Here is a 19,985-nt window from a genome sequence, read left to right as displayed (position 1 = left end):
TATCTCTTCCCAAGCCCAATATTTTCGTATATAATAAATCTATAAATTTAATAGTATCTATCTTCGGGGCAGGGTGTAATTCCCGACCGACGGTGTTGAGAAGAGATTCTCTAAGCCCGTGAGCCTTTATTAGGCAGGATTTGGTGCGATTCCAAAGCCGACTGTATAGTCTGGATGGGAGAAGATGGAGGTTTAGTGACGTTTATACAGGTTAGACGTTTATTAAGCATACCTTCATACTGCATTCTCCCTCAAGTTGATCAAGCTTGAGGTTTTTTAATGGAATGAAAGTTTGGTAGCTTACTAAATCTCCCCTCTTAGAATGATGGATCCTAATTGGAGGAGAACAGAGTATGAAGAAGAACAGAGTAAGAATTTTAGTTTCACTGGCGATGCTGAGCAGCATTTCCTACATTCTAATGTTTGTGAATTTCCCTGTACCACCATTTCCGGCCTTTCTAAAAATTGATTTTAGTGATATTCCAGCATTAATTGGAGCAATCATCTTCGGGCCAATGGCTGGCGTTGTGATCGAGCTGATTAAAAACATTTTGGATTATTTCATAAAAGGCAGCGAAACTGGTGTTCCAGTTGGCCATGTTGCGAATTTTCTTGCTGGAATTTTGTATATTTTGCCAACTTACTACGTTTATAATAAATTAACATCGAAAAAAGGGATGACTTTCGCCCTTGTACTTGGTTCCGCTGTCATGGCCATTGTCATGAGCGTGCTAAATTACTTAGTTATTTTACCAGCTTATACGTTTTTCTTAAATGCGCCAGCCATGAGTGGTGCAGAAGTCAAAGAGTATATCGTTGCTTTAATATTACCGTTTAATTTAATTAAAGGTGTTGCCATGTCAATACTGTTCATGATCTTGTTTACAAAAATGGGAACATGGTTGAATAAGCAAGCAGCAACATTTCGTTTGAACTAAAATGAACAAGCTCCGAGCCTGATGAAAAGGCCGGAGCTTTTTTGATTTTTTAACTTACTCATTGTAAACATGATCAATGTCCTTGCTTATTTCTAATGGTTTTGCGATGCTGTTATCCGTGAAAACATTGTATATCTCAACAAAATCGGCACGATTTTTTCCGCCATACAGCTTAATGCCAGGACCAGCATTTAGGAAATTTCTAATCGAAATTTGATTTAACACGACATTCTTGGCGCGATATTGAATCGCACAAATAGGATTTCTTTTAAAATCAAGATTAGGGTCACCGATGACCGTCAAGCCATTTATCACAACATTTCGATAGGCAGATACAACTAAAGCTCGCGGTGAGGAATCCATATATAACTCGCAAAAACTTGGCTCCATACTAATGAGTTGGTTCGCCAGAATATTATAAGCCGATTTGGACTCAGCGTCGGTATGTTTATGATGTCCAATATGGCGAAAATTGTACGAACGGTTATCATGGAAGGAGAGGTGCCCCACAATTTGGACATTGGAGGCTGCTGAAGAATTACCATGAGCTTTGATTTCAACCCCGCCAAAACAATATGCAGTCGAATTATAGGCAAGTAAGACATTCCGAGAGCCATCGTCCACTTCAATCCCGTTTGAATTGGAAAAACCTTTTTGATGGGAGCGGCCACTTGGGCAACACATATGGCAACGGGAAATGAACAAATAATCACTATGGTGGGTTGTAATGCCGTCATCGCCAAAGCCGAAGCCGCTCAAACCATCGAGCCATACATAGTGGCTCGAGCCACGTGCCCGATATCCATCACCTGCGTAATTATATTTAGTTGCTGATATATCAAAGCAATGAAGACCAGGATTAATGCCTTCGACATCCTTGACCCAACCAAAGGTCACGTTCGCAAAGGTTAGGCAGCTCGATTTGTTGCCACCAGCACTAGTATTTTCAACAGGACCAAGCCTTTCAACATTCCAGTCAAGACTCATCGACTCGACACAAATATGATGGTCACCTAGCCAATGATGAGCATTTGTTAGTAAGCGAGTACTTTTCGGCGCATCGTCATGGAGCTTTAGCGTTGTCTTTCCTTTACCAGCGCCAAGTATAACTGTATTAGATGGAAGTTTGACTTCCTTGACAATGTATACTCCTTCTGGAACGATAACTTTTACCCGACCCTTGCCAATGGCACTCTTAAAAGCGGCAGTACAGTCGGTTTTACCATCAGCTACGCCCCCAAAATCAAGAACATTGACCTCTTTTTCGATTGTTTCTAATAATTGCTTGTATTCTTGTTCTAATTTTTCAATCCAATCTGGTACAACCTGACCATCTGAGAAACATTTAATCGAGGTTCTTTCCAAAACCGTTGATGTCTTAGCGGTGAGACGCCATTTTCCTTCGCTCAGCTTTTGACTGAGTGAGCGAGGTAGGCGTGACTTATCGGGAGTTTTCTGTGTATCATTGGTACAAATGCGGGAGAAAAACCTCTCTGTTTCGAGCAATGCTGTTTCGATGTGAACTGAAGTACCACTAAGTTGTCTAATAAGCTCCTGATTAGTTTTCGGGTTATGTGATTTATTAAAATGCATAACCATCAAATTCCCCTTTTTCTACCACGCGGCGGATTTTATCCTCGTCCATAATTGAAAGAAAATCCACAAACCATCAACTCCTCACTTTATTATATAGAAATTCGTTATAATATAATGATGAAAATGTTCATCTTTAGGAGGTCAAAATGTATAAAATTGCCCTAGTCGAAGACGATCCAGAGCTTAGCTCCATCATTTCTAAAATGCTTCTTCATTATCAATATGAAATTGTAGTGGTAGAGGATTTCACCAATGTGGTTGATCATTTAATCGAACTCAACCCCGACGTGATTCTCTTAGATATAAATTTACCATATTTGGATGGTTTTCATATTTGTAAAGCGATTAGGAAAAAAAGCAACGTTCCGATCATTATAACATCTGCCCGAAACACAGATGCAGATCAAATTCTTGGTGTGGAACTGGGTGCTGATGATTATGTGGTCAAGCCATTCAGCGTTGAAGTTCTTCACTCAAAAATTAAAGCCAGTATCCGTAGAGCCTATGGAAGTTTTCATGCTGATAAAACCAATCAGGTGATCGGAGAATTTCAGCTTGATTTTAATACGTTCACGCTCTCCTATCATAACAAACGGGTTGAGCTAACGAAAAATGAATTTAAAATCATGAAATACTTATCAGAAAGACCGAATTGTTTTGTGCCACGCGAAGATTTATTAACTGAGCTTTGGGATGATGTTGCGTTTGTCGATAACAACACGCTCAATGTTAATATCTCTAGAATTAAGACCAAATTAGCTGATATTGGCATTCATGAGGCGATTCACACGAAACGGGGCTATGGTTATCAATTTGTTCCGTATTGGCTGGAGAGTCAACATGAATAATAGACAGATTATGTTGGACTTTTTGAAGGATCAATTATTTTTTACGTTCACTTATTTTGGCGGGATTACACTGGTCATTGTTTTTTACAGCCTTGAAGTTCAGGGAGAGCGGGAGGTGGTCTATCCAATTTTGTTAGCAAGCTTTATTTATCTATTGTTTATTGGTGAGCGGGCTGTCCGTTATTGGCGCTACCGTCAGTTGTTACTTAGTTTTCAAGGTGGCATTGGCGATCGAAAACCATACAATAATTCCTTCACGTGTGAACAGAAGCAAGCCCTCGAGACCATTAGCCAACTGGAACATGAGGCGTTAACAAAATTAGACCAACTTGAGTTGCAAAATCATGATAAATATAAAGTCATCTCGCAAATCATCCATAATATTAAAACACCGACATCGGTTATTGATTTGTTGATTCAAAATAGCAAACAGGATGGTCATCCGACGCTTGTAGTGCTTGAAAAGATAAATAAAGAAAATCGTTTGATTAACGAAAACCTTAATCAGGTGCTTAGCTATTTACGTCTAGATTATTTTCAGCACGATTTTTCAATCGAGGAAACCAATCTTGTCCAAGAATTGCGAGATCTTATTAATAAAAAGAAGGATCAGTTTATTTATAATGGCGTATTTCCGCAGCTGGATGTTCATTTGGCCTATGTTCCTATTTTGACTGATAAAAAATGGAACAGGTTTCTGTTGGAACAACTCATCTCCAATGCGATAAAGTACACTGCCATTGGTGATGGTGAAAAAGTGGTCACATTTCGCATTCAAACTGATGACAGCCATACGAAATTAATCATCGAGGACACTGGGATTGGAATCTCTCCTTTTGATATCAAACGTGTCTTTGAACCGTTTTTCACAGGCGAAAATGGTCGGAAAACGCGGAATGCCACGGGAATTGGTTTGTATATAGCAAAGAATATAGCTGATTCACTTAATCACAAGCTTTCGATTACCTCATTGGAGGAGAAGGGAACAACCGTGGTGATCACCTACCTCACAAAATCCTCATAGCTTTCCTTACAAAATTGTAATGTTACTGTAAGTTAGCGTAATTGTGTCATCGATATGGCCTGACTATAATGACAATACATGGAGCTAAGCTTAGGAGGTAAACATGAGTATGATAAAGGCAAGCAACATTAAAAAAGTTTACGGAGGCGGTAAGGATTTTGCAGAAACACTCGCCTTACATCATATTAATTTAGAAATTGATGCAGGTGAATTTACAGCAATCATGGGTCCATCAGGTAGTGGCAAATCATCGTTATTAAAAATACTAAGTGGCTTTGATCAACCAACATCAGGAGAGGTCTTTATCAATGGGAATCCTCTCGGTAAAATGACAGGTGATGAACTATCACTTTTTCGCCGGTCGAATATCGGCTATATTTTTCAGGAATTTAATTTGCTTGATAGCTTAACGATACAGGAAAACATCATGCTGCCGATGATTCTAAATCGTGAAAAGAATTCGGTGATGACCGAAAAAGCGGAACGATTAATGGAGCTTCTCAACATTTCTGATTTGAAAAATAAATATCCTTATCAGGTTTCAGGCGGTCAACAACAACGTACTGCAGTTTGCCGGGCATTAATCAATGACACGTCCGTGATTTTTGCTGATGAACCAACCGGAAATTTAGATTCGAAGTCTTCGAAAGCGGTTTTGGAATGCTTGAAAAAGACAAATGAGCTGCTAAAGACAACGATTTTACTTGTCACACATGATCCATTTGCAGCTAGCTTCTGTGATAAGGTCTTGTTTTTGAAGGATGGTGTAATCCGCACACAGTTGTATAAAAAGGAGTCACAGGATGTGTTTGCTAAACAGATCCTCGATCATTTGGCTGTGTTGGAGGAAGATGATTATGACCTATAATCAGTTCATCTTCAAATCACTGCTGTTTAATTACCGAAAATACTTAGGCTATTTTTTCTGTATCACGTTTTCAATGACGGTGTTTTTTCTGTTTTCGGCAATCTGGTTAGTGCCTGATTTTTCAGAACAGGCCTCTAGAGGGACAAGACAAATTGTCCAAATCGGAGGAGTGATTTCGGTTTTATTCTCGCTATTTTTAATCACTTATTCGTATCAGCATTTTTTTAAAAGTCGAACTAAAGAAATTGGAATTTTGCTTTCTTATGGTTTATTGCATCGCGACTTAAAACGAATGATTACCTTGGAGAATACGGTCATTTTTCTTGTCGCACTGCTCGCTGCATTTATAAGTGGAGGAATATTCTCCAGACTTTTTTTCATTTTGGCCACCGCAATATTGGGTCTTGATGACATCCATTTTTCGCTTACGTATAAAAGCTTCGTTTATACAGCAGTCATGTTTCTCCCGCTTTATTTCCTCATCGTTGTGATGACGATTGTTAAAATCAAGAAGATAAGCTTGTCTTCACTTTTAAAAGAGGGACAAGTTTCCGAAATGAAGAAGCAGGGCAGCGTGATTGCTGCTATTTTAGGCTTAGTCCTGATGGTAAGTTCATTTGTATATTTATATAACTACACGAGTAATTTTACTCATGTTGCATCCATGAAGAAGGTCATCTTGGTTTCATTGCTTGTTTGCATTTTGGGAATTTATCTTTTTTTAAGCCATTTACAGAGTCTTTTATACCGTTACTGGAATAGCAGAAAGACTGTGTATCAGCGAAATATTCTGACGTTGTCTGAATTCTCCAGTCGGTTTGCACAAAACCGTTCGATTATATTTATGATCAGTCTGCTTAGTATGGGAATTGTGTTTTTCGCAACTATCTCTTATACGCTGTATCAGCAAAGCTCTGCGATTGCCGATAAAGAACAGTGGTTTGATGTCATTGTGAAGGATAATCAAGCTGTTGAATTAACGAAGCAGGTTGATATCGATAAAATCATTCAGGAATCGGAAGTAAAGCCAACCGAGCAGCACAACTTACATGTGGTCTATACTGAAGCACCGGAGATGAAACATACAGCATGGCGAACCAACAAAACGGTCATGATAAGCTCCGTATCTGAATATAATCAGGTATTTTCAGCGCGTTTAATAGTAGCACCAAAGTCTGCTATCGTTGTCGATTTTAATCAAAGCAGTAAAGGCGAGTTGCATTATTTTAATAAAACGGTTGACTTAAAGAATGGAGATTCCACCTATAAGTTTATCCACCAAAAAACGGTGCAAAAAAAGCTGTTTGATCGATATGTCTTTGCTCAGCCTGTTATGGTGATTTTAAACGATGAAGATTTTCGTGTGTTATCTACCAATGCTCAGCCTGAAACAGTTGGAAGTATCGAAATGTTTCAGTTTAAAGATTGGCACGATAGTGGTGAATTTGTTACCAGCATGAAGGATGAAATGAAAGCTGCACAGACAAAATTGACTGATCGTCAAAAGCTTGCTTTGAAGTCGGTAATGGGGCAACAAGTTATGCCGATCATTGTTCATTCGAAATATGATCGTTATGTACATGTAAAGCAGGTCGGCGGATTTGCGCTGTTTATTATGTCGTTTATTAGTGTGTTATTCTTTTTGACCGTATGTGTGGTGCTTTATTTCAAGATTTTCACAGACCAAGAAAACGATATTCGCAAGGTTCAATTACTGCACACGATAGGCATCACTAGCGGAGAAGTTAAGGGCTACTTGTATCGTAAAATTAAGCAGGTAATGGTGCTACCAATTTTACTCGGAAGCTTGACAGGTTTGGTGTTATCGGTAGTCATCAATATGCAAAACGTAACGGAGATGGAAATGGCAAATAGTACTATTTTTGCCAATGGCTTAAAGATTTGCGGGCTGTTATTGATTTTCTTTACTCTATACTATCAATGGTTGAAGCTAAAATATCGCCGCGCGATAATCGTCTAATTGTTTGATTTGAGCTTAGGACTTAAAAGGGTTCTAAGCTTTTTTATTTGGGTTCATCTTTATTGTATGAAAAAAATGATGATGGAAAATGTTATAAGAGTGTGCAGATTTGCGGGTGCGGAAAGGTTTGACAATGATGAGAATTCGCTTTGGTTATGTTGCTAATGCTTTAGGTTTATGGAACGCTAGCCCTTCAAAATCGTTAACCTTTGCAAGATACTCTTCACTTGAAGAGTCTGAACGGCTAAATAAGCTTTATGAGGTCACCTCGGAAAATCTCGAGCATACAAAGCGGATTCTCCATTATAACATTGCTCATGAAATTGGGTTATATCGCTTCTCAAGCTCACTTGTGCCATTGGCGACACATCCGGAGGTAGAGTGGGATTTTGTCACGCCGTTTAAAGACAAATGGGCCGAGCTTGGGCGAATGGTGAAGGAGTTTGGAATTCGGCCAAGCTTTCATCCCAATCAGTTTACCTTGTTTACGAGTCCGAGACCTGAAGTGACTGTAAATGCCATTAAAGATATGGAATTTCATTATCAAATGCTTGCGGCGATGGGGGTCGCTGATGAAGCGGTGATTAATATCCATATCGGTGGTGCGTATGGTGATAAAACAGAGACGTTGCTGCGTTTTCATCAAAATATTGCAGGACTGCCGAGCCAAATTAAGAAAGTTACCACACTCGAAAATGATGATAAAACTTATAATGTTGCGGAAACACTTGCAGCATGTGAACGAGAAGGGGTACGGATGGTGCTCGATTTCCATCATCATCTAGCAAATCAAGGGGAATCTGTGCTGGATGCGCATTTTTTAGAGAGGATTTTTAAGACGTGGAAGGGTTCTGTACTTGTTCCTAAAGTGCACATCTCATCGCCAAAATCACAATCAGCATTCCGGTCACATGCTGATTTTGTTGATTTAGAGTTTGTCCTTCCTTTTTTGAAAATCGCTAAAGAGCTTAATCAGGATTTTGATATTATGATTGAAGCCAAGCAAAAAAACTTAGCCATGCACAAGCTAGTCGAAGATATTGCTGCGATTCGTGGGGTAAAGCGGATTGGAAGCTCGGCAGTAGAGTGGTGAATTTGTGTGTTCTGAGTTGTTGAAATGCATTTGCCTAAAGTTCGAAATGTTGCGCCAGGTAAATGCAAAAATGAAATGCATGTACCTAGAGTGTCAAAACGAGGTCCAGGTAAATGCAAAGTTAAAATGCATTTACCTAGGGCAGCAAAAATCCCTCCAGGTAAATGCAAAATGAAAATGCATTTATCTAGAGCACTAAAAAGGCCACTAGGTAAATGCAATCAGAATTTATATTAACTTAAACGTGCTTCCGTCAATAATTTCTACATCTTCACGTTCTCTTATCTGCTCCATTAAGACAAACAGTGCCTCATCTTTTTTCTTTGCCTCAATCATACAATCAATTTGTGGAACGCTTCCTTGTATTTCTTTTAAAAAATGAAAATACATCTCGATGTCTACATAATCGGAATGATGACGGAATTCCTGCTCACTTTTCGGACTAGAGATATGAACCTTGAGCGGTAGAGGCGAGTCGCTCCATGTTCCTACCACACGATCCCAATTTTTGACCCAATCAGAATCTTGATGATAGGCAAGATGATGATGATAATCAAATACTAATGGAATCTGGAGTTTCTCACACAAATACAAGGTATCGTCCAAACTAAATGAAGTGTCGTCGTTTTCGAGCATCATCATTTTTTGAATCGAGCGAGGCACGTCCATCCAGTTATCAACAAATCGTTCGAGAGATGTCTCGGTTTCTTTATAATTGCCACCAACATGCATCACACAACGATGTGTAGCATCAATTTTCATCGCATTTAATAAACGATAATGGAGCTTTAAGGTTTGAATTGAATTTTTGAAAATGTGCTCCTGCGGGGAGTTGATTAAGACAAAGTGGTCGGGATGAAAATCAACTCTCAAGTCATGCTCCTTAACAAAATTGCCTATATCCAAAAGCGCTTTCTGCAAAGGTTTTAGGTAATCCCAATCCAGTAGATCGTCATGATTAGCTAGCGGAATGAGCCGCGAAGTTAATCGATAAAAATGAATCTCAGATGCAGCATTATGCTTTAACAGTCGAAGCGTATTATGTAAATTTGACAGGGCGATGCGTTCCAGTTTCCTAAGAGCAGCCTCACGATCATCAATTTTTTGAAATTGAGCAAAGGTCATCGTTTGCGAGGGAGAGGAGTTTTTCACTTCCATGCTCATTGCCACATAGCCGAGTCGGATAATTGTCATATTTTCACCACATTTCACTAGCATGAGCAGGACTTGAGGATAGTACCGCTCATGCTGCATTAGATTAGCAATTTTCGGTTTTAAAATGATGAAGTGGCGGTGGAATCAGCCAGCCTTTATCCTTGCTTAGCCGGAGTGCTTTCGCCCCAATTGCTGCTTTTTGAACATGAAATTGCCCAAACAATAATGCGATATCTTCGCGAATAGACTGCCCAATTATCGCACTGCAAGCTACTAGACCTGAGGCAAGATCTGCAGATAATTTGGCAGCAATTTCATTGTCCATAAACCGTGCCCCGACGGGAATATCCTCCAAACATGCCTCAGGTCGTTCTGGTGGTGTCGGAGGAAGCCCTACACCATTTGCTTTTAATAATTCCTCGACTTGTTTTCGTTCAAGTTCACATTGTTGAATTGTCTCTTCAAGTAATTTTTTCAAGTCTACATCACCAGCGTGATTAAGTAGGGTTTGGTACGCGGCCTTCATCCCCTTACCAACGTGTAAAAATGACCAGGTACTAAACACCTCGCCATAGTGCATCGGTTCGTCTTTTGGATTTCCGCTTAATATTCCCATTGTCGTCCTCCTTATAAATACGCAATTTTTGTGCCAACTATAATAAAACGCACAAAATTAGCATGTCCATATCTGGATTTGAAATGCTACACGAAGGTTGGTATTTAATCTGGAAACATGAATTTGTGGTGAAGAAGAGGATAAATCGCTAAAAATTATATTAATAAAATAAAAATATGTACATATTTCTGATTTTACTGTATTCTGTAAATTATAAAATCATATATGAACACGATGATGGGTTTTAAGTAGTCTTTTTATTCATGTTTTAGAGAGCTAGTGGTTGGTGCAAACTAGTACAGATAAGGAGATGAATTTCACACCTGGAGTATCTTTTTCGACCTAGGCCTAGGGAAGGATAAGACGGTTTGTCTCGATATTGACTAAAAAGCCGGAGAATTTGAATTTATTATTCTCAAATAGGGTGGTACCGCGATTAGTTAAGTCGTCCCTACGTTTATGCGTAGTGACGGCTTTTTTTATTTTTTGAGGAGCCATCATGATAAACGAAATACTGCTAGGAATTGGAAGGAGTTTGCATTTTGAAAAATACAGAACAATGGTCATCGAAGATTGGATTTATCATGGCTGCGGCTGGATCTGCAATTGGATTGGGAGCAATTTGGAAGTTCCCATACATCGCTGGTGTCAGCGGCGGCGGGGCATTCTTTTTTATGTTTGTTATTTTCACCATTTTCTTAGGTCTCCCGTTACTCATCGCTGAGTTTGTTGTTGGACGGAAGACCCAAAAAAATGCAGTGGAAGCCTACCAGGAGCTAGCACCTGCTTCAAAATGGCACTGGATTGGATATTTAGGAATCATCACTTGCTTTATTTTGTTATCATTTTATAGCGTTATCGGTGGGTGGATTATTAGCTATATTTGGAAAACAGTGACTGGCCAGCTAAGTGGATTATCACAAGAGCAATATGGTGAATTATTTGGTGCAACAATAGCAGACCCATTTGGCGTTGTTTTTGTGCAGGGAATTTTTATGTTGATTACGATTTTTGTCGTCGCAAAGGGTGTTCAAAAAGGAATCGAAAAAACAAGTGAAATCATGATGCCGATATTATTTATTCTGTTTATAGCATTAATCATTCGTTCATTAACGTTGGATGGGGCAATGGCGGGTGTAAGCTTTTTATTCAAGCCTGATTTTGGTCAAATTACACCTGAAACGATATTGTTTGCGTTAGGTCAATCATTCTTTGCCTTAAGCGTAGGTGTTTCAGTGATGGTTACCTACAGTTCTTATTTATCAAAACAAGAAAGCTTGCTTCGTTCTGCAGTTTCAATTGTGGGTTTGAACTTATTTATCATTCTTCTGGCAGGACTGGCAATTTTCCCGGCGGTGTTTTCATTCGGTTTGAAGCCAGATGCAGGGCCTGTTTTGCTGTTTAATGTATTACCAGTTGTTTTCAATCAAATGCCTTTAGGGATGGTGTTTTTTGTCGCATTCCTTGTATTGTTCCTGTTTGCAGCGCTGACATCCGCTTTCTCTATGCTAGAAATAATTGTTTCTGTGATTGCAAAAGGAGACGTTAAGAAGCGTGCTAAATGGTCCTGGATCATCGGACTGGCGATTTTCATATTCGGAATTCCATCAGCATTATCGTTTGGAGTGCTAAGTGACGTGCAGATAATTGGAAAATCCATCTTTGATGTTGCTGATTATTTGGTTAGCAATGTGTTAATGCCAATTGGGGCGTTATTGATCTCGGTTTTCGTCCCTTGGAAAATCAAAAAATCTGCTTTGTATGAAGAACTTTCATTGGGTGGGGGATTTCCTTTAGGCCTATTTAAGCTTTGGTATTTTTTAATTCGCTACATAGCACCTGTAGCGATTATCGTGGTTTGTTATCATGTAATTCGTGGATAAGATATCACCTCGAAAAAGTCTGATTAGAATGAGATGGTTTGAAGTAGTTAGTGCTCTCTTATTTTGATTCTAGTGAAAAAGAGGGCACTAAAGTTTTCATTAGTGCCCTAATTTCCCACTCGATGATTAATAAAGGTAGTTAAACTTTAAATTAGTGACCTGTTTTGCAACTCAACATAAAAATAGGACACTAATACCATATTATGCAAAAACAAAAAAACGCTTGATTCCCACCATCATCAGTAGGAATCAAACGCTTTTTTACTATCATTAATCTTCCATTGTAGATAAGTCGCCAGTTGGAAGGCCAAGCTCCCAAGCTTTTAAGACGCGGCGCATGATTTTACCAGAACGAGTTTTAGGAATAGACTCGCGGATTTCGAATAAACGTGGTGCAGCGTGTGCAGCAAGTTTGTTTTTAACGAAATTACGGATTTCAGTTAGCAATTCTTCACTTTCAACATAACCTTCACGTAAGGTGATGAATGCTTTGATAATCTCACCACGAACTGGGTCTGGTACACCGATAACGCCAGCTTCAGCAACAGCAGGGTGCTCAACTAATTTACTCTCAACCTCAAATGGTCCAACGCGTTCACCAGACGTGTTGATAACATCGTCAACACGACCTTCAAACCAGAAATAACCATCATCATCTTTGTAAGCTGAGTCGCCAGAAATAAACCATCCATTTAAGAAATATTGCTCGTAGCGCTCAGGATTGCCCCATACAGTACGAACCATTGCAGGCCATTTTGGTTTAATCGCTAAGTTCCCCATATGGTTTGGAGGTAGCTCGTTTCCTTGATCATCAATGATGCTAAGTTGAATTCCTGGTAGTGGTTTACCCATTGATCCTGGACGGATTGGGTTACAACGGAAGTTTGCACAGATGGAGGAGCCTGTTTCTGTCATCCACCAGTTATCATGGATTCGCAGGTTCAAGGTTTCGAGTCCCCAACGGATGACTTCAGGGTTTAAAGGTTCACCAGCAGATAACACGTGGCGAAGCTTTGAGATGTCATACTTTTTCGGTAGTTCGTTTCCATTGCTCATCAAAAGGCGGAAAGCAGTAGGAGCACTGAACCATACGGTTACACCGTATTTTTCTAAAGTAGCAAACCACTCGTCAGCATCAAAACGTCCACCCCGGAGTACGTTTGTTACTCCGTTTAACCATGGTGACCACATACCTGCAGAAGTTCCGGTTACCCAGCCTGGATCTGCTGTGCACCAGTAGACATCGTCTTTCTTTAAGTCATAAACATATTTTCCAGCTAAGTATTGGTGAACCATGGCATCGTGTACTTGAAGAACACCTTTTGGTTTTCCTGTGGAGCCAGAAGTATATATCAATAACATGCCGTCTTCACGGTCAACCCACTCGATTACATATTCATCAGAGCTTGTAATTAAATCTTGGAATAAGATTTGGTTTTCTGCCGTTTTTTCTTCGGCACCAACTAAAATGATGTGTTGAAGCTCTGGTAATTCTGAAACCGGAATTCGTTTCAATAATTCAGGAGTTGTTACTACCGCTTTTGCACCACTATCTAATAAACGATCCTTAACAGCTTCTTCCATGAATGCTTCAAACATTGGTCCTGCGATTGCGCCAAGTCTGATAATCCCAAGCATCGCAACATATAGCTCTGGGCTACGAGGCATGAAAATAAAGACGCGGTCACCTTTTTCAACACCGTATGAACGTAAGCCATTAGCAAAGCGGCATGAAAGCGTTCTCAAATCATTAAAGGTATATTCCTCATTACGTTGATTATCGCTATAAATAAATGCTTTTTTATCTCCATTACCTTCATCTACATGACGGTCGATTGCTTCATAAATCATATTTACTTTGCCAGTTTTCGACCAAGTAAATTGCTGTTCTACATTTTTCCAATCCATTTCTTTAGCTGTTTGATCGTAGTTTTGTAAATTTGCATTTGGGTCAATTGTTTCAATCGTTACTGCGCCTAGAGTTCTTTCCATCAAGTATCCCCCTACTAATAAATTTAAACTTTGTTATAAAACAGATTATAATGCAAAACAATATACTATAACAACCATTATTTTTTAAAAAATCAAAAAATTTTTTATTTTTTGTCGAAGGGATACAAATATAAGATGAAAAGGCTTCCAAAAACGTTAATAATCTTTTAGTGAATATATCCATTTTCAATCATGAAGCTTTTTGTTTGGGGTAATTTATGATAGTACGTGATAAAAAACGAATTATCACCTACAAAAATTGACTTATCCGGAGGATTTCTTTTATGAAAATTCTTGTTGTAAAAGGTAATAACCGACCTGCTTCTGAAGGTGTATCGAGCAGAATGTATGAAACGTTTATGGAGACAATTAATAAGGCAAAAAGTCTAGATGTAACGACATTCGACGTATTTGCGGAAGATATGCCCTATTTGGGTCAAGATCTATTTACTGCTATGGGGAAACAACAAAGCGGTGGTGAGTTAACTGATATAGAACAGCGAATCTTAACAGCAAAGCAAAAGGCAATGGATGCCTTTTCAGCAGCCAATATTGTCGTATTCGCTTTCCCGCTGTGGAATCTTACCATTCCGGCCAAGTTGCAAACGTTCATTGATTACGTATATGCAGCCGGATTTGCATTTAAATATGATGCACAGGGGAATTTGATTTCCTTAATGAAAGATAAAAAGGCCATTTTCTTAAATGCCCGTGGTGGAATTTATTCCTCCCCTGAGTCAGCGCCGCTGGAAATGGCTGTGAATTATATGAGAAACGTTTTTGGTGGCGTTTTTGGAATGGAAATTATCGATGAAGTAATCATCGAAGGACATAATGCAATGCCAGATAAAGCGCAAGAAATTATCGAGAATGGCTTAAAGCGTGTAACAGAGGTAGCGAACCAGCTCGCTCTGCAGCCCGTATAACATAATCTAAAAAAAGCGTTCACAAAGTTCGATGTGAACGCTTTTTATCTAAAAGTTAGGATCATGCATCTAGTGGAAATTTGATAGCTTTGCATATTTTATAAAAATATTTATTTTTTGAAAATTATATTATAATGAAAAAAAGGAGGTGCGTCGGATGCCTCAGCTAGATATTTTCATCGGTATCGTGTTTATACTGCTGTTTATTTTTTGCTTGTTGAATTATAAAAATCGAATAGCTGCATACTTTTCGTTAATGTGCCTTTCGATTGCTGTCTTTAATATCGGATACAGCATGGAGTTACTTTCACAGACTGCGAATCAGTTGCAATTTGCTTTTATGGTCGAAATCTTCGGCCTTGTTTTCATCACTCCTTTATGGGCATTGGCGGCCTATGAGTTTCATTTTTATCGAAATAGTTCTTTCCTCATAAAATTTCTCATCTTTATCATCCCGATGCTCACCTTGTTAATAGCTGCGACGAATGAGTACCATCATTTATACTATAACGACTATATTATTAATAGATATCAAGGACTTTCGATGGCCTCCATCATGAAAGGGCCGTGGTATTATGTGTTCATTGCCTATACATATGGTGCATTTAGCTATGGTATTTTGGTATTTTTTTTGTTATGGAAAAAATCTTTATATAGTCTAAAGACCCCTGAGTGTTTGATCTTAACCGGCTCTCTCTTTCCAGGTATAGCATATGTTATTTATGAACTTAATGTTTTACCGATTCCTTATGATTTTACTACTTTGGGCTTTGCTTTATTTGCGTTAACTTTTTCGATTGCGTTGTTTAAGTTTGATTTTTTAAAGCTAAAGGAAATCGCCCGTGAATCAGTTTTTGATGAAGTGAAAGAAGGGATCATTGTGGTCGATAAAATGAATCGATTAATCGATTTTAATCGATCTGCCCATAAAATGTTCGGTTGGCTGATTTCACAAAATCTTGGAAAAAGCTTATTAGAATTTGAGGAAGGCCGGTTGATAGTGGGGCAGTCCTCCGATAATTTTGATATTCAAATTAGGCCAATGGATGTTATCAAGCATATTGGTTTTACGATGACCCCAGTATGGTCAAACAATAAAGCTGTAGGTAAAATTTTAATCTTTCAGGATATTACAACACAAGTTCGCGCAATGGAGGAATTAAAAAGAATTGCCACTCATGACACGTTAAGTGAAGTTTATAATCGAAGGAAGCTGATGGAAGAAGGTGAACGGGAATTTATCAGGGCGAATCGCTATAACACGGACCTTTCGGCACTGATGTTAGATATTGATTATTTTAAAAAAATTAATGATACATACGGTCATTTGGCTGGGGACCAAGTTATTAAAAGTCTTGCAACTCTATGCAAGCAGCGGATTAGGCTGACAGATATAATCGGGAGATATGGGGGAGAGGAATTTTTAATTCTTGCACCTAACACGAATCTCAAACAGGCGCTAGTGATCGCTGAGGACTTGCGAAGGCTTGTTGAGAAAATGGTGATTGAGTACAATGGCCATTCCATAATGGTTAAAATCAGTATTGGAGTAGCATCGAAATCAGGAGTTACACAAAAACGAAGGTTAACTGAACTGATTAATGAGTCTGATAAAGCACTTTATGAAGCTAAAAATAGTGGTAGAAACAAGGTTTGTCCTAGTGAAAAACGCGAAATAGCGAAAATTCTATGAAGCGAGGTTCGAAAGGTTAGTATAACCATTTGAACCTCATTTTTTTATATATTTATAATAATGGGAAGGATCATTGGCTTTCGTTTCGTTTGTTTAAATAAATATTGGCCGACAGTCTTTTTAATGTTTTGTTTCAGAACATTCCATTGTCGAACATTATCTAGAAGCAATTCATTGATTGACTTTTTAACCATGACATTAATGTCTTTGATTAAGTCTTCGGATTCTTTAACATAGACAAAACCACGAGTAATTGTGTCAGGTCCTTGAATGATTCGGGTGTCACGCTTACTTAAGGTTATCACGATAACGACCATCCCATCCTCGGAAAGCTGTTTGCGGTCACGTAGGACCACTTCACCTACATCGCCAACACTAAACCCATCTACATAGGTATCACCGGCAGGAATCGTGCGCGTTTGTCTCGCTTCAGAATTGACTACATCTACAACATCACCATTTTTGATAATAAAAGTGTTGCCCGGTTCAACTCCAACAGATTCCGCTAAAAGTCGATGGTGATGGAGCATTCGATACTCACCATGTATCGGAATAAAAAAGGTTGGTTTTAATAAAGTGAGCATCAGCTTTAAATCCTCTTGGTAACCATGACCAGATACATGCATCCCAGTTGAACTGCCTGAACCATAGATGACATTGGCACCGAGTTGATAAAGATTGTCAATAACGCGCGAAACATCCTTTTCATTTCCCGGTATAGGTGAGGCGGCCAGGATGACTGTATCGCCACGTTCAATTTGGGCATCGCGATAATTCCCAGTCGCTAATCGGGCAAGGGCGGCATTCGGTTCACCTTGACTACCTGTACAAAGAACAACGATTCTTTCAGGAGAAAAATTTTCAATTTCAGATATATCAATGAGTATTCCTTCTGGAATATCGATATAGCCACGTTCCATAGCAACATTCACGACGTTGACCATACTTCGACCTAACAGGGCAAGCTTCCGATTGCTTTTAATGGCTGAATGTACCACTTGTTGGACTCGATTAATATTGGAAGCGAAGGTAGAAATGAAAATTTTCCCGGTGGCTTTCATAAATGCTGCATCCATATGGCTTGCAACGATTTTTTCAGATGGTGTTAGCCCTGGTCGTTCAGCATTTGTACTTTCTGATATTAGTACCAACACTCCCTGTTTGCCGATGTCTGCCATTTTATGAATATCGGAATATTGATTATTCTCTGGGGTGAGATCAAATTTGAAATCCCCTGTGTGAACGATGTTTCCTTGCGGCGTATGAAAAACAATTCCAAGACAATCTGGGATACTATGACTTACTCTGAAAAATGAAATATCAATCTCGCCAAAATTTAGCTTTGAGTTGCTATCAATTTGAATTAATTCAGTGTCTCGAAGCAATCGGTGCTCAGCTAGCTTTAATTCAATTAGTCCAAGCGTAAACCGAGTTGCATAAATCGGTATTTGAAATTTGTTAATTAGAAAAGGTACACCACCAATGTGGTCCTCATGACCATGGGTGACGATTAATCCGCGTATATTGCTTCGATTTTCCTCCAAATAGGTCATATCAGGTATAATTAAATCAATACCTAGCAGGCTTTCATCAGGAAATTTACCACCACAATCAACGATAAACAGATCATGAGCGTATTGAATAACATACATGTTTTTGCCAATTTCATTAATTCCGCCTAATGCCATGATAGATAGTCTATTTTCAGTGGATGTCAATGTTAGCCCTCCCAATTTCAATGAAATATGTATAGTATTCCCAACTTATTGCTGAATATTTGTTAAATTATGGTACTGTATAATCGAGGTGGTTTATTATGAAAATTTTTGAAGCTACGAAAGTGATGAAAAGGATTGATGATTTTCAGATCCTAGCAAATCTTTCTTTATCGATTCATCAAGGCGAACGAATTGCAATTACCGGTCAAAACGGTTCAGGTAAAAGTAGCCTATTAAAGCTGATTGGTGGAATTTATGAGGAAACAAGTGGGAAAGTATGGCGTGATCAGCTTCGGATAGCGTATGTTCCAGAACATTTTCCTGAAACCATTCGATTTAAATTATATGAATATTTGATGTTAATGGGAAAAATGAATGGACAATCAAAGAGCATAATTCATGAGGCAATTACGCAGTTTGCAAACCGTTTTGCGATTTCACATTTCTTATCAACACCATTAAAAAAATGCTCAAAAGGCACAAAGCAAAAAGCGGGTATCATTCAGGCATTATTGATGAAGCCAGAGCTTTTGTTAATGGATGAACCCCTGACAGGGTTAGATGATGATTCGCAAAAAGAATTAGTCAATCAACTGAACCAACTTCCAGCTGAGACTACAATTATTTTTACTGCACATGACTCACTATTAATTGACCATCTTGCACATCGAGTGATTAGGGTTGATGATGGGGCCATTAGTTCAGATACATATAAACAACAAAAGGAAAGAGTTTTGCTAATCAGAGCGCGGATTCCATCAAAGGAAGTAATAACGGATATGCAGCTTGGTCCGCAAAAATTTGTAGGCGATAATTTAGTTGATTTGCTTGTTTTGGAGTCTGAATCGGATCAGGCACTACGATTGTTGCTTGAACGAGGCTGCTCAATCTTAGAAGTCATTGAAAAGAGGTAGGGTGTTGAGTGCATTTATTCGATATCAATTAACAAGTTTTATTCGTTCGTTAAAGTTTATCCCGCCAACGACACTTTTTCTTGCTTGGGTTTTCATATTGTATGCGTATAATAACGCACCGATTTTAAGCAGCTATGGTGTTTCCTCGATTGGGCTGTATATAACGATGACATGGATGACAATGGCGTTGTTTTCTTTAGAAGAGGACAGCGAGAAACATATGTTGTTTTTTCAGTTAGGTAGAAAGTTGAATTTTCTGATTGGAAAATGGCTTTCACTATTAATTGTGATGATTCCTTTAATTATATATGGAATGCTTTATCCTATAATTGGAAATCTCTTTAAAGGGGAATTAACGCTTAATGTCATTGGTTTATCGATATTCAGCCATCTCGTGTTCCAGGCATTTGGGATTTTAGTCGGGACATTGTTTTCGTCAACTAACTTTTCAATTAAAAAATATGCTTGGATTACAGCTGTATTAGTGATTGTTGTTTCTTTGGCATCCACCGCAATGATTGAAAGGCTGCCTATATTGAAATGGGTATTATGGCTGTTCCCCCCGGTGTTTAAGATTATTAATCACATGGAAGGCGAAGATATGATTGTTTTGTTAGATTCACTTGGATTTGATATTTTGTGGGTCGTATGCTATATCACTCTTGGAATCATCTTAACTATCTTTCTTTTTAGAAAAAAAGAACAGTAATCTAGAAATTTAGGCAATCATGAGACTTCAA

Annotated in this window: 16 protein-coding genes, 1 riboswitch and 1 other annotated feature; of the genes, 11 read left to right on the top strand and 5 right to left on the bottom strand. The window is 38.7% G+C overall.

What is annotated here, in order from left to right:
- Positions 1-55 precede the first annotated feature (55 nt).
- Positions 56-190, top strand: a riboswitch (FMN riboswitch).
- A gap of 163 nt (positions 191-353) precedes the next feature.
- Entirely contained in the window at positions 354-938 is a 585-nt protein-coding gene (locus tag HHO41_RS11980) for an ECF transporter S component (protein ID WP_169098857.1), read from the top strand.
- A 54-nt stretch (positions 939-992) separates the two neighbouring features.
- On the opposite strand, the gene HHO41_RS11975 is transcribed toward HHO41_RS11980, so the two are convergent.
- Complete coding sequence (locus tag HHO41_RS11975) at positions 993-2,531, bottom strand: glycosyl hydrolase family 28-related protein (protein ID WP_169098855.1); 1,539 nt, start codon at positions 2,529-2,531, stop codon at positions 993-995.
- A 149-nt stretch (positions 2,532-2,680) separates the two neighbouring features.
- Between HHO41_RS11975 and HHO41_RS11970 the strand changes: the two genes are divergently transcribed.
- The 5 genes from HHO41_RS11970 to uvsE (HHO41_RS11950) all read left to right on the top strand — a co-directional run bounded on the left by HHO41_RS11970 (position 2,681) and on the right by uvsE (HHO41_RS11950) (position 8,348).
- Positions 2,681-3,382, top strand: a complete 702-nt coding sequence (locus HHO41_RS11970) for a response regulator transcription factor (RefSeq protein WP_169098853.1) — start codon at positions 2,681-2,683, stop codon at positions 3,380-3,382.
- Positions 3,375-4,406, top strand: a complete 1,032-nt coding sequence (locus HHO41_RS11965) for a sensor histidine kinase (RefSeq protein WP_169098851.1) — start codon at positions 3,375-3,377, stop codon at positions 4,404-4,406. The genes HHO41_RS11970 and HHO41_RS11965 overlap by 8 nt, the downstream gene beginning before the upstream one ends.
- 103 nt (positions 4,407-4,509) lie before the next feature.
- The gene (locus HHO41_RS11960) at positions 4,510-5,274 is read left to right on the top strand and encodes an ABC transporter ATP-binding protein (protein ID WP_169098849.1); all 765 of its coding nucleotides are present in this window, start codon (positions 4,510-4,512) and stop codon (positions 5,272-5,274) included.
- Positions 5,264-7,255 carry an FtsX-like permease family protein gene (locus HHO41_RS11955; protein WP_169098847.1) on the top strand — a complete coding sequence of 664 codons (1,992 nt, stop codon included), beginning with the start codon at positions 5,264-5,266 and terminating at the stop codon, positions 7,253-7,255. Before HHO41_RS11960 ends, HHO41_RS11955 begins: the two co-directional genes overlap by 11 nt.
- 136 nt (positions 7,256-7,391) lie before the next feature.
- Positions 7,392-8,348: a UV DNA damage repair endonuclease UvsE gene (gene uvsE, locus HHO41_RS11950; protein WP_169098923.1), complete on the top strand. Its 957-nt coding sequence runs from the start codon at positions 7,392-7,394 to the stop codon at positions 8,346-8,348.
- Positions 8,349-8,576: 228 nt separating this feature from the next.
- On the opposite strand, the gene uvsE (HHO41_RS11945) is transcribed toward uvsE (HHO41_RS11950), so the two are convergent.
- A complete protein-coding gene (gene uvsE / locus HHO41_RS11945) occupies positions 8,577-9,542 on the bottom strand; it encodes a UV DNA damage repair endonuclease UvsE (RefSeq protein WP_169098845.1) in 966 nt (321 codons plus the stop codon).
- Between the two features lie 64 nt (positions 9,543-9,606).
- The gene (locus HHO41_RS11940) at positions 9,607-10,119 is read right to left on the bottom strand and encodes a DUF3231 family protein (protein ID WP_169098843.1); all 513 of its coding nucleotides are present in this window, start codon (positions 10,117-10,119) and stop codon (positions 9,607-9,609) included.
- Positions 10,120-10,344: 225 nt separating this feature from the next.
- Positions 10,345-10,575, top strand: a binding site (T-box leader).
- An 86-nt stretch (positions 10,576-10,661) separates the two neighbouring features.
- On the opposite strand from HHO41_RS11940, the gene HHO41_RS11935 reads away from it, so the two are divergent.
- Positions 10,662-12,002, top strand: coding sequence for a sodium-dependent transporter (locus HHO41_RS11935; protein WP_169098841.1), 1,341 nt, complete (start codon positions 10,662-10,664; stop codon positions 12,000-12,002).
- A 270-nt stretch (positions 12,003-12,272) separates the two neighbouring features.
- Here the strand turns inward: HHO41_RS11935 and acsA are convergent, their stop codons facing one another.
- On the bottom strand, positions 12,273-13,994 hold the full coding sequence (gene acsA / locus HHO41_RS11930; RefSeq protein ID WP_169098839.1) for an acetate--CoA ligase: 1,722 nt from the start codon (positions 13,992-13,994) through the stop codon (positions 12,273-12,275).
- Positions 13,995-14,278: 284 nt separating this feature from the next.
- Here acsA and HHO41_RS11925 point away from each other — a divergent pair, with 284 nt between their 5' ends.
- A complete protein-coding gene (locus HHO41_RS11925) occupies positions 14,279-14,920 on the top strand; it encodes an FMN-dependent NADH-azoreductase (protein WP_169098837.1) in 642 nt (213 codons plus the stop codon).
- Between the two features lie 157 nt (positions 14,921-15,077).
- Positions 15,078-16,613 carry a histidine kinase N-terminal 7TM domain-containing diguanylate cyclase gene (locus HHO41_RS11920; RefSeq protein ID WP_169098835.1) on the top strand — a complete coding sequence of 512 codons (1,536 nt, stop codon included), beginning with the start codon at positions 15,078-15,080 and terminating at the stop codon, positions 16,611-16,613.
- Positions 16,614-16,657: 44 nt separating this feature from the next.
- Here HHO41_RS11920 and HHO41_RS11915 read toward each other — a convergent pair whose 3' ends face one another.
- Positions 16,658-18,331: a ribonuclease J gene (locus HHO41_RS11915; protein WP_211171134.1), complete on the bottom strand. Its 1,674-nt coding sequence runs from the start codon at positions 18,329-18,331 to the stop codon at positions 16,658-16,660.
- A 98-nt stretch (positions 18,332-18,429) separates the two neighbouring features.
- Here HHO41_RS11915 and HHO41_RS11910 point away from each other — a divergent pair, with 98 nt between their 5' ends.
- Positions 18,430-19,245, top strand: a complete 816-nt coding sequence (locus HHO41_RS11910; RefSeq protein ID WP_169098833.1) for an ATP-binding cassette domain-containing protein — start codon at positions 18,430-18,432, stop codon at positions 19,243-19,245.
- Between the two features lie 4 nt (positions 19,246-19,249).
- Positions 19,250-19,954 (top strand): hypothetical protein, encoded by a 705-nt coding sequence (locus HHO41_RS11905; protein ID WP_169098831.1) that lies wholly within the window; start codon positions 19,250-19,252, stop codon positions 19,952-19,954.
- Positions 19,955-19,985: the final 31 nt, after the last annotated feature.

It is taken from the genome of Bacillus sp. DNRA2 (assembly GCF_012843265.1).
GTDB lineage: Bacteria > Bacillota > Bacilli > Bacillales > Cytobacillaceae > Bacillus_BU.
This window is presented reverse-complemented; position numbering and strand designations above follow the sequence as displayed.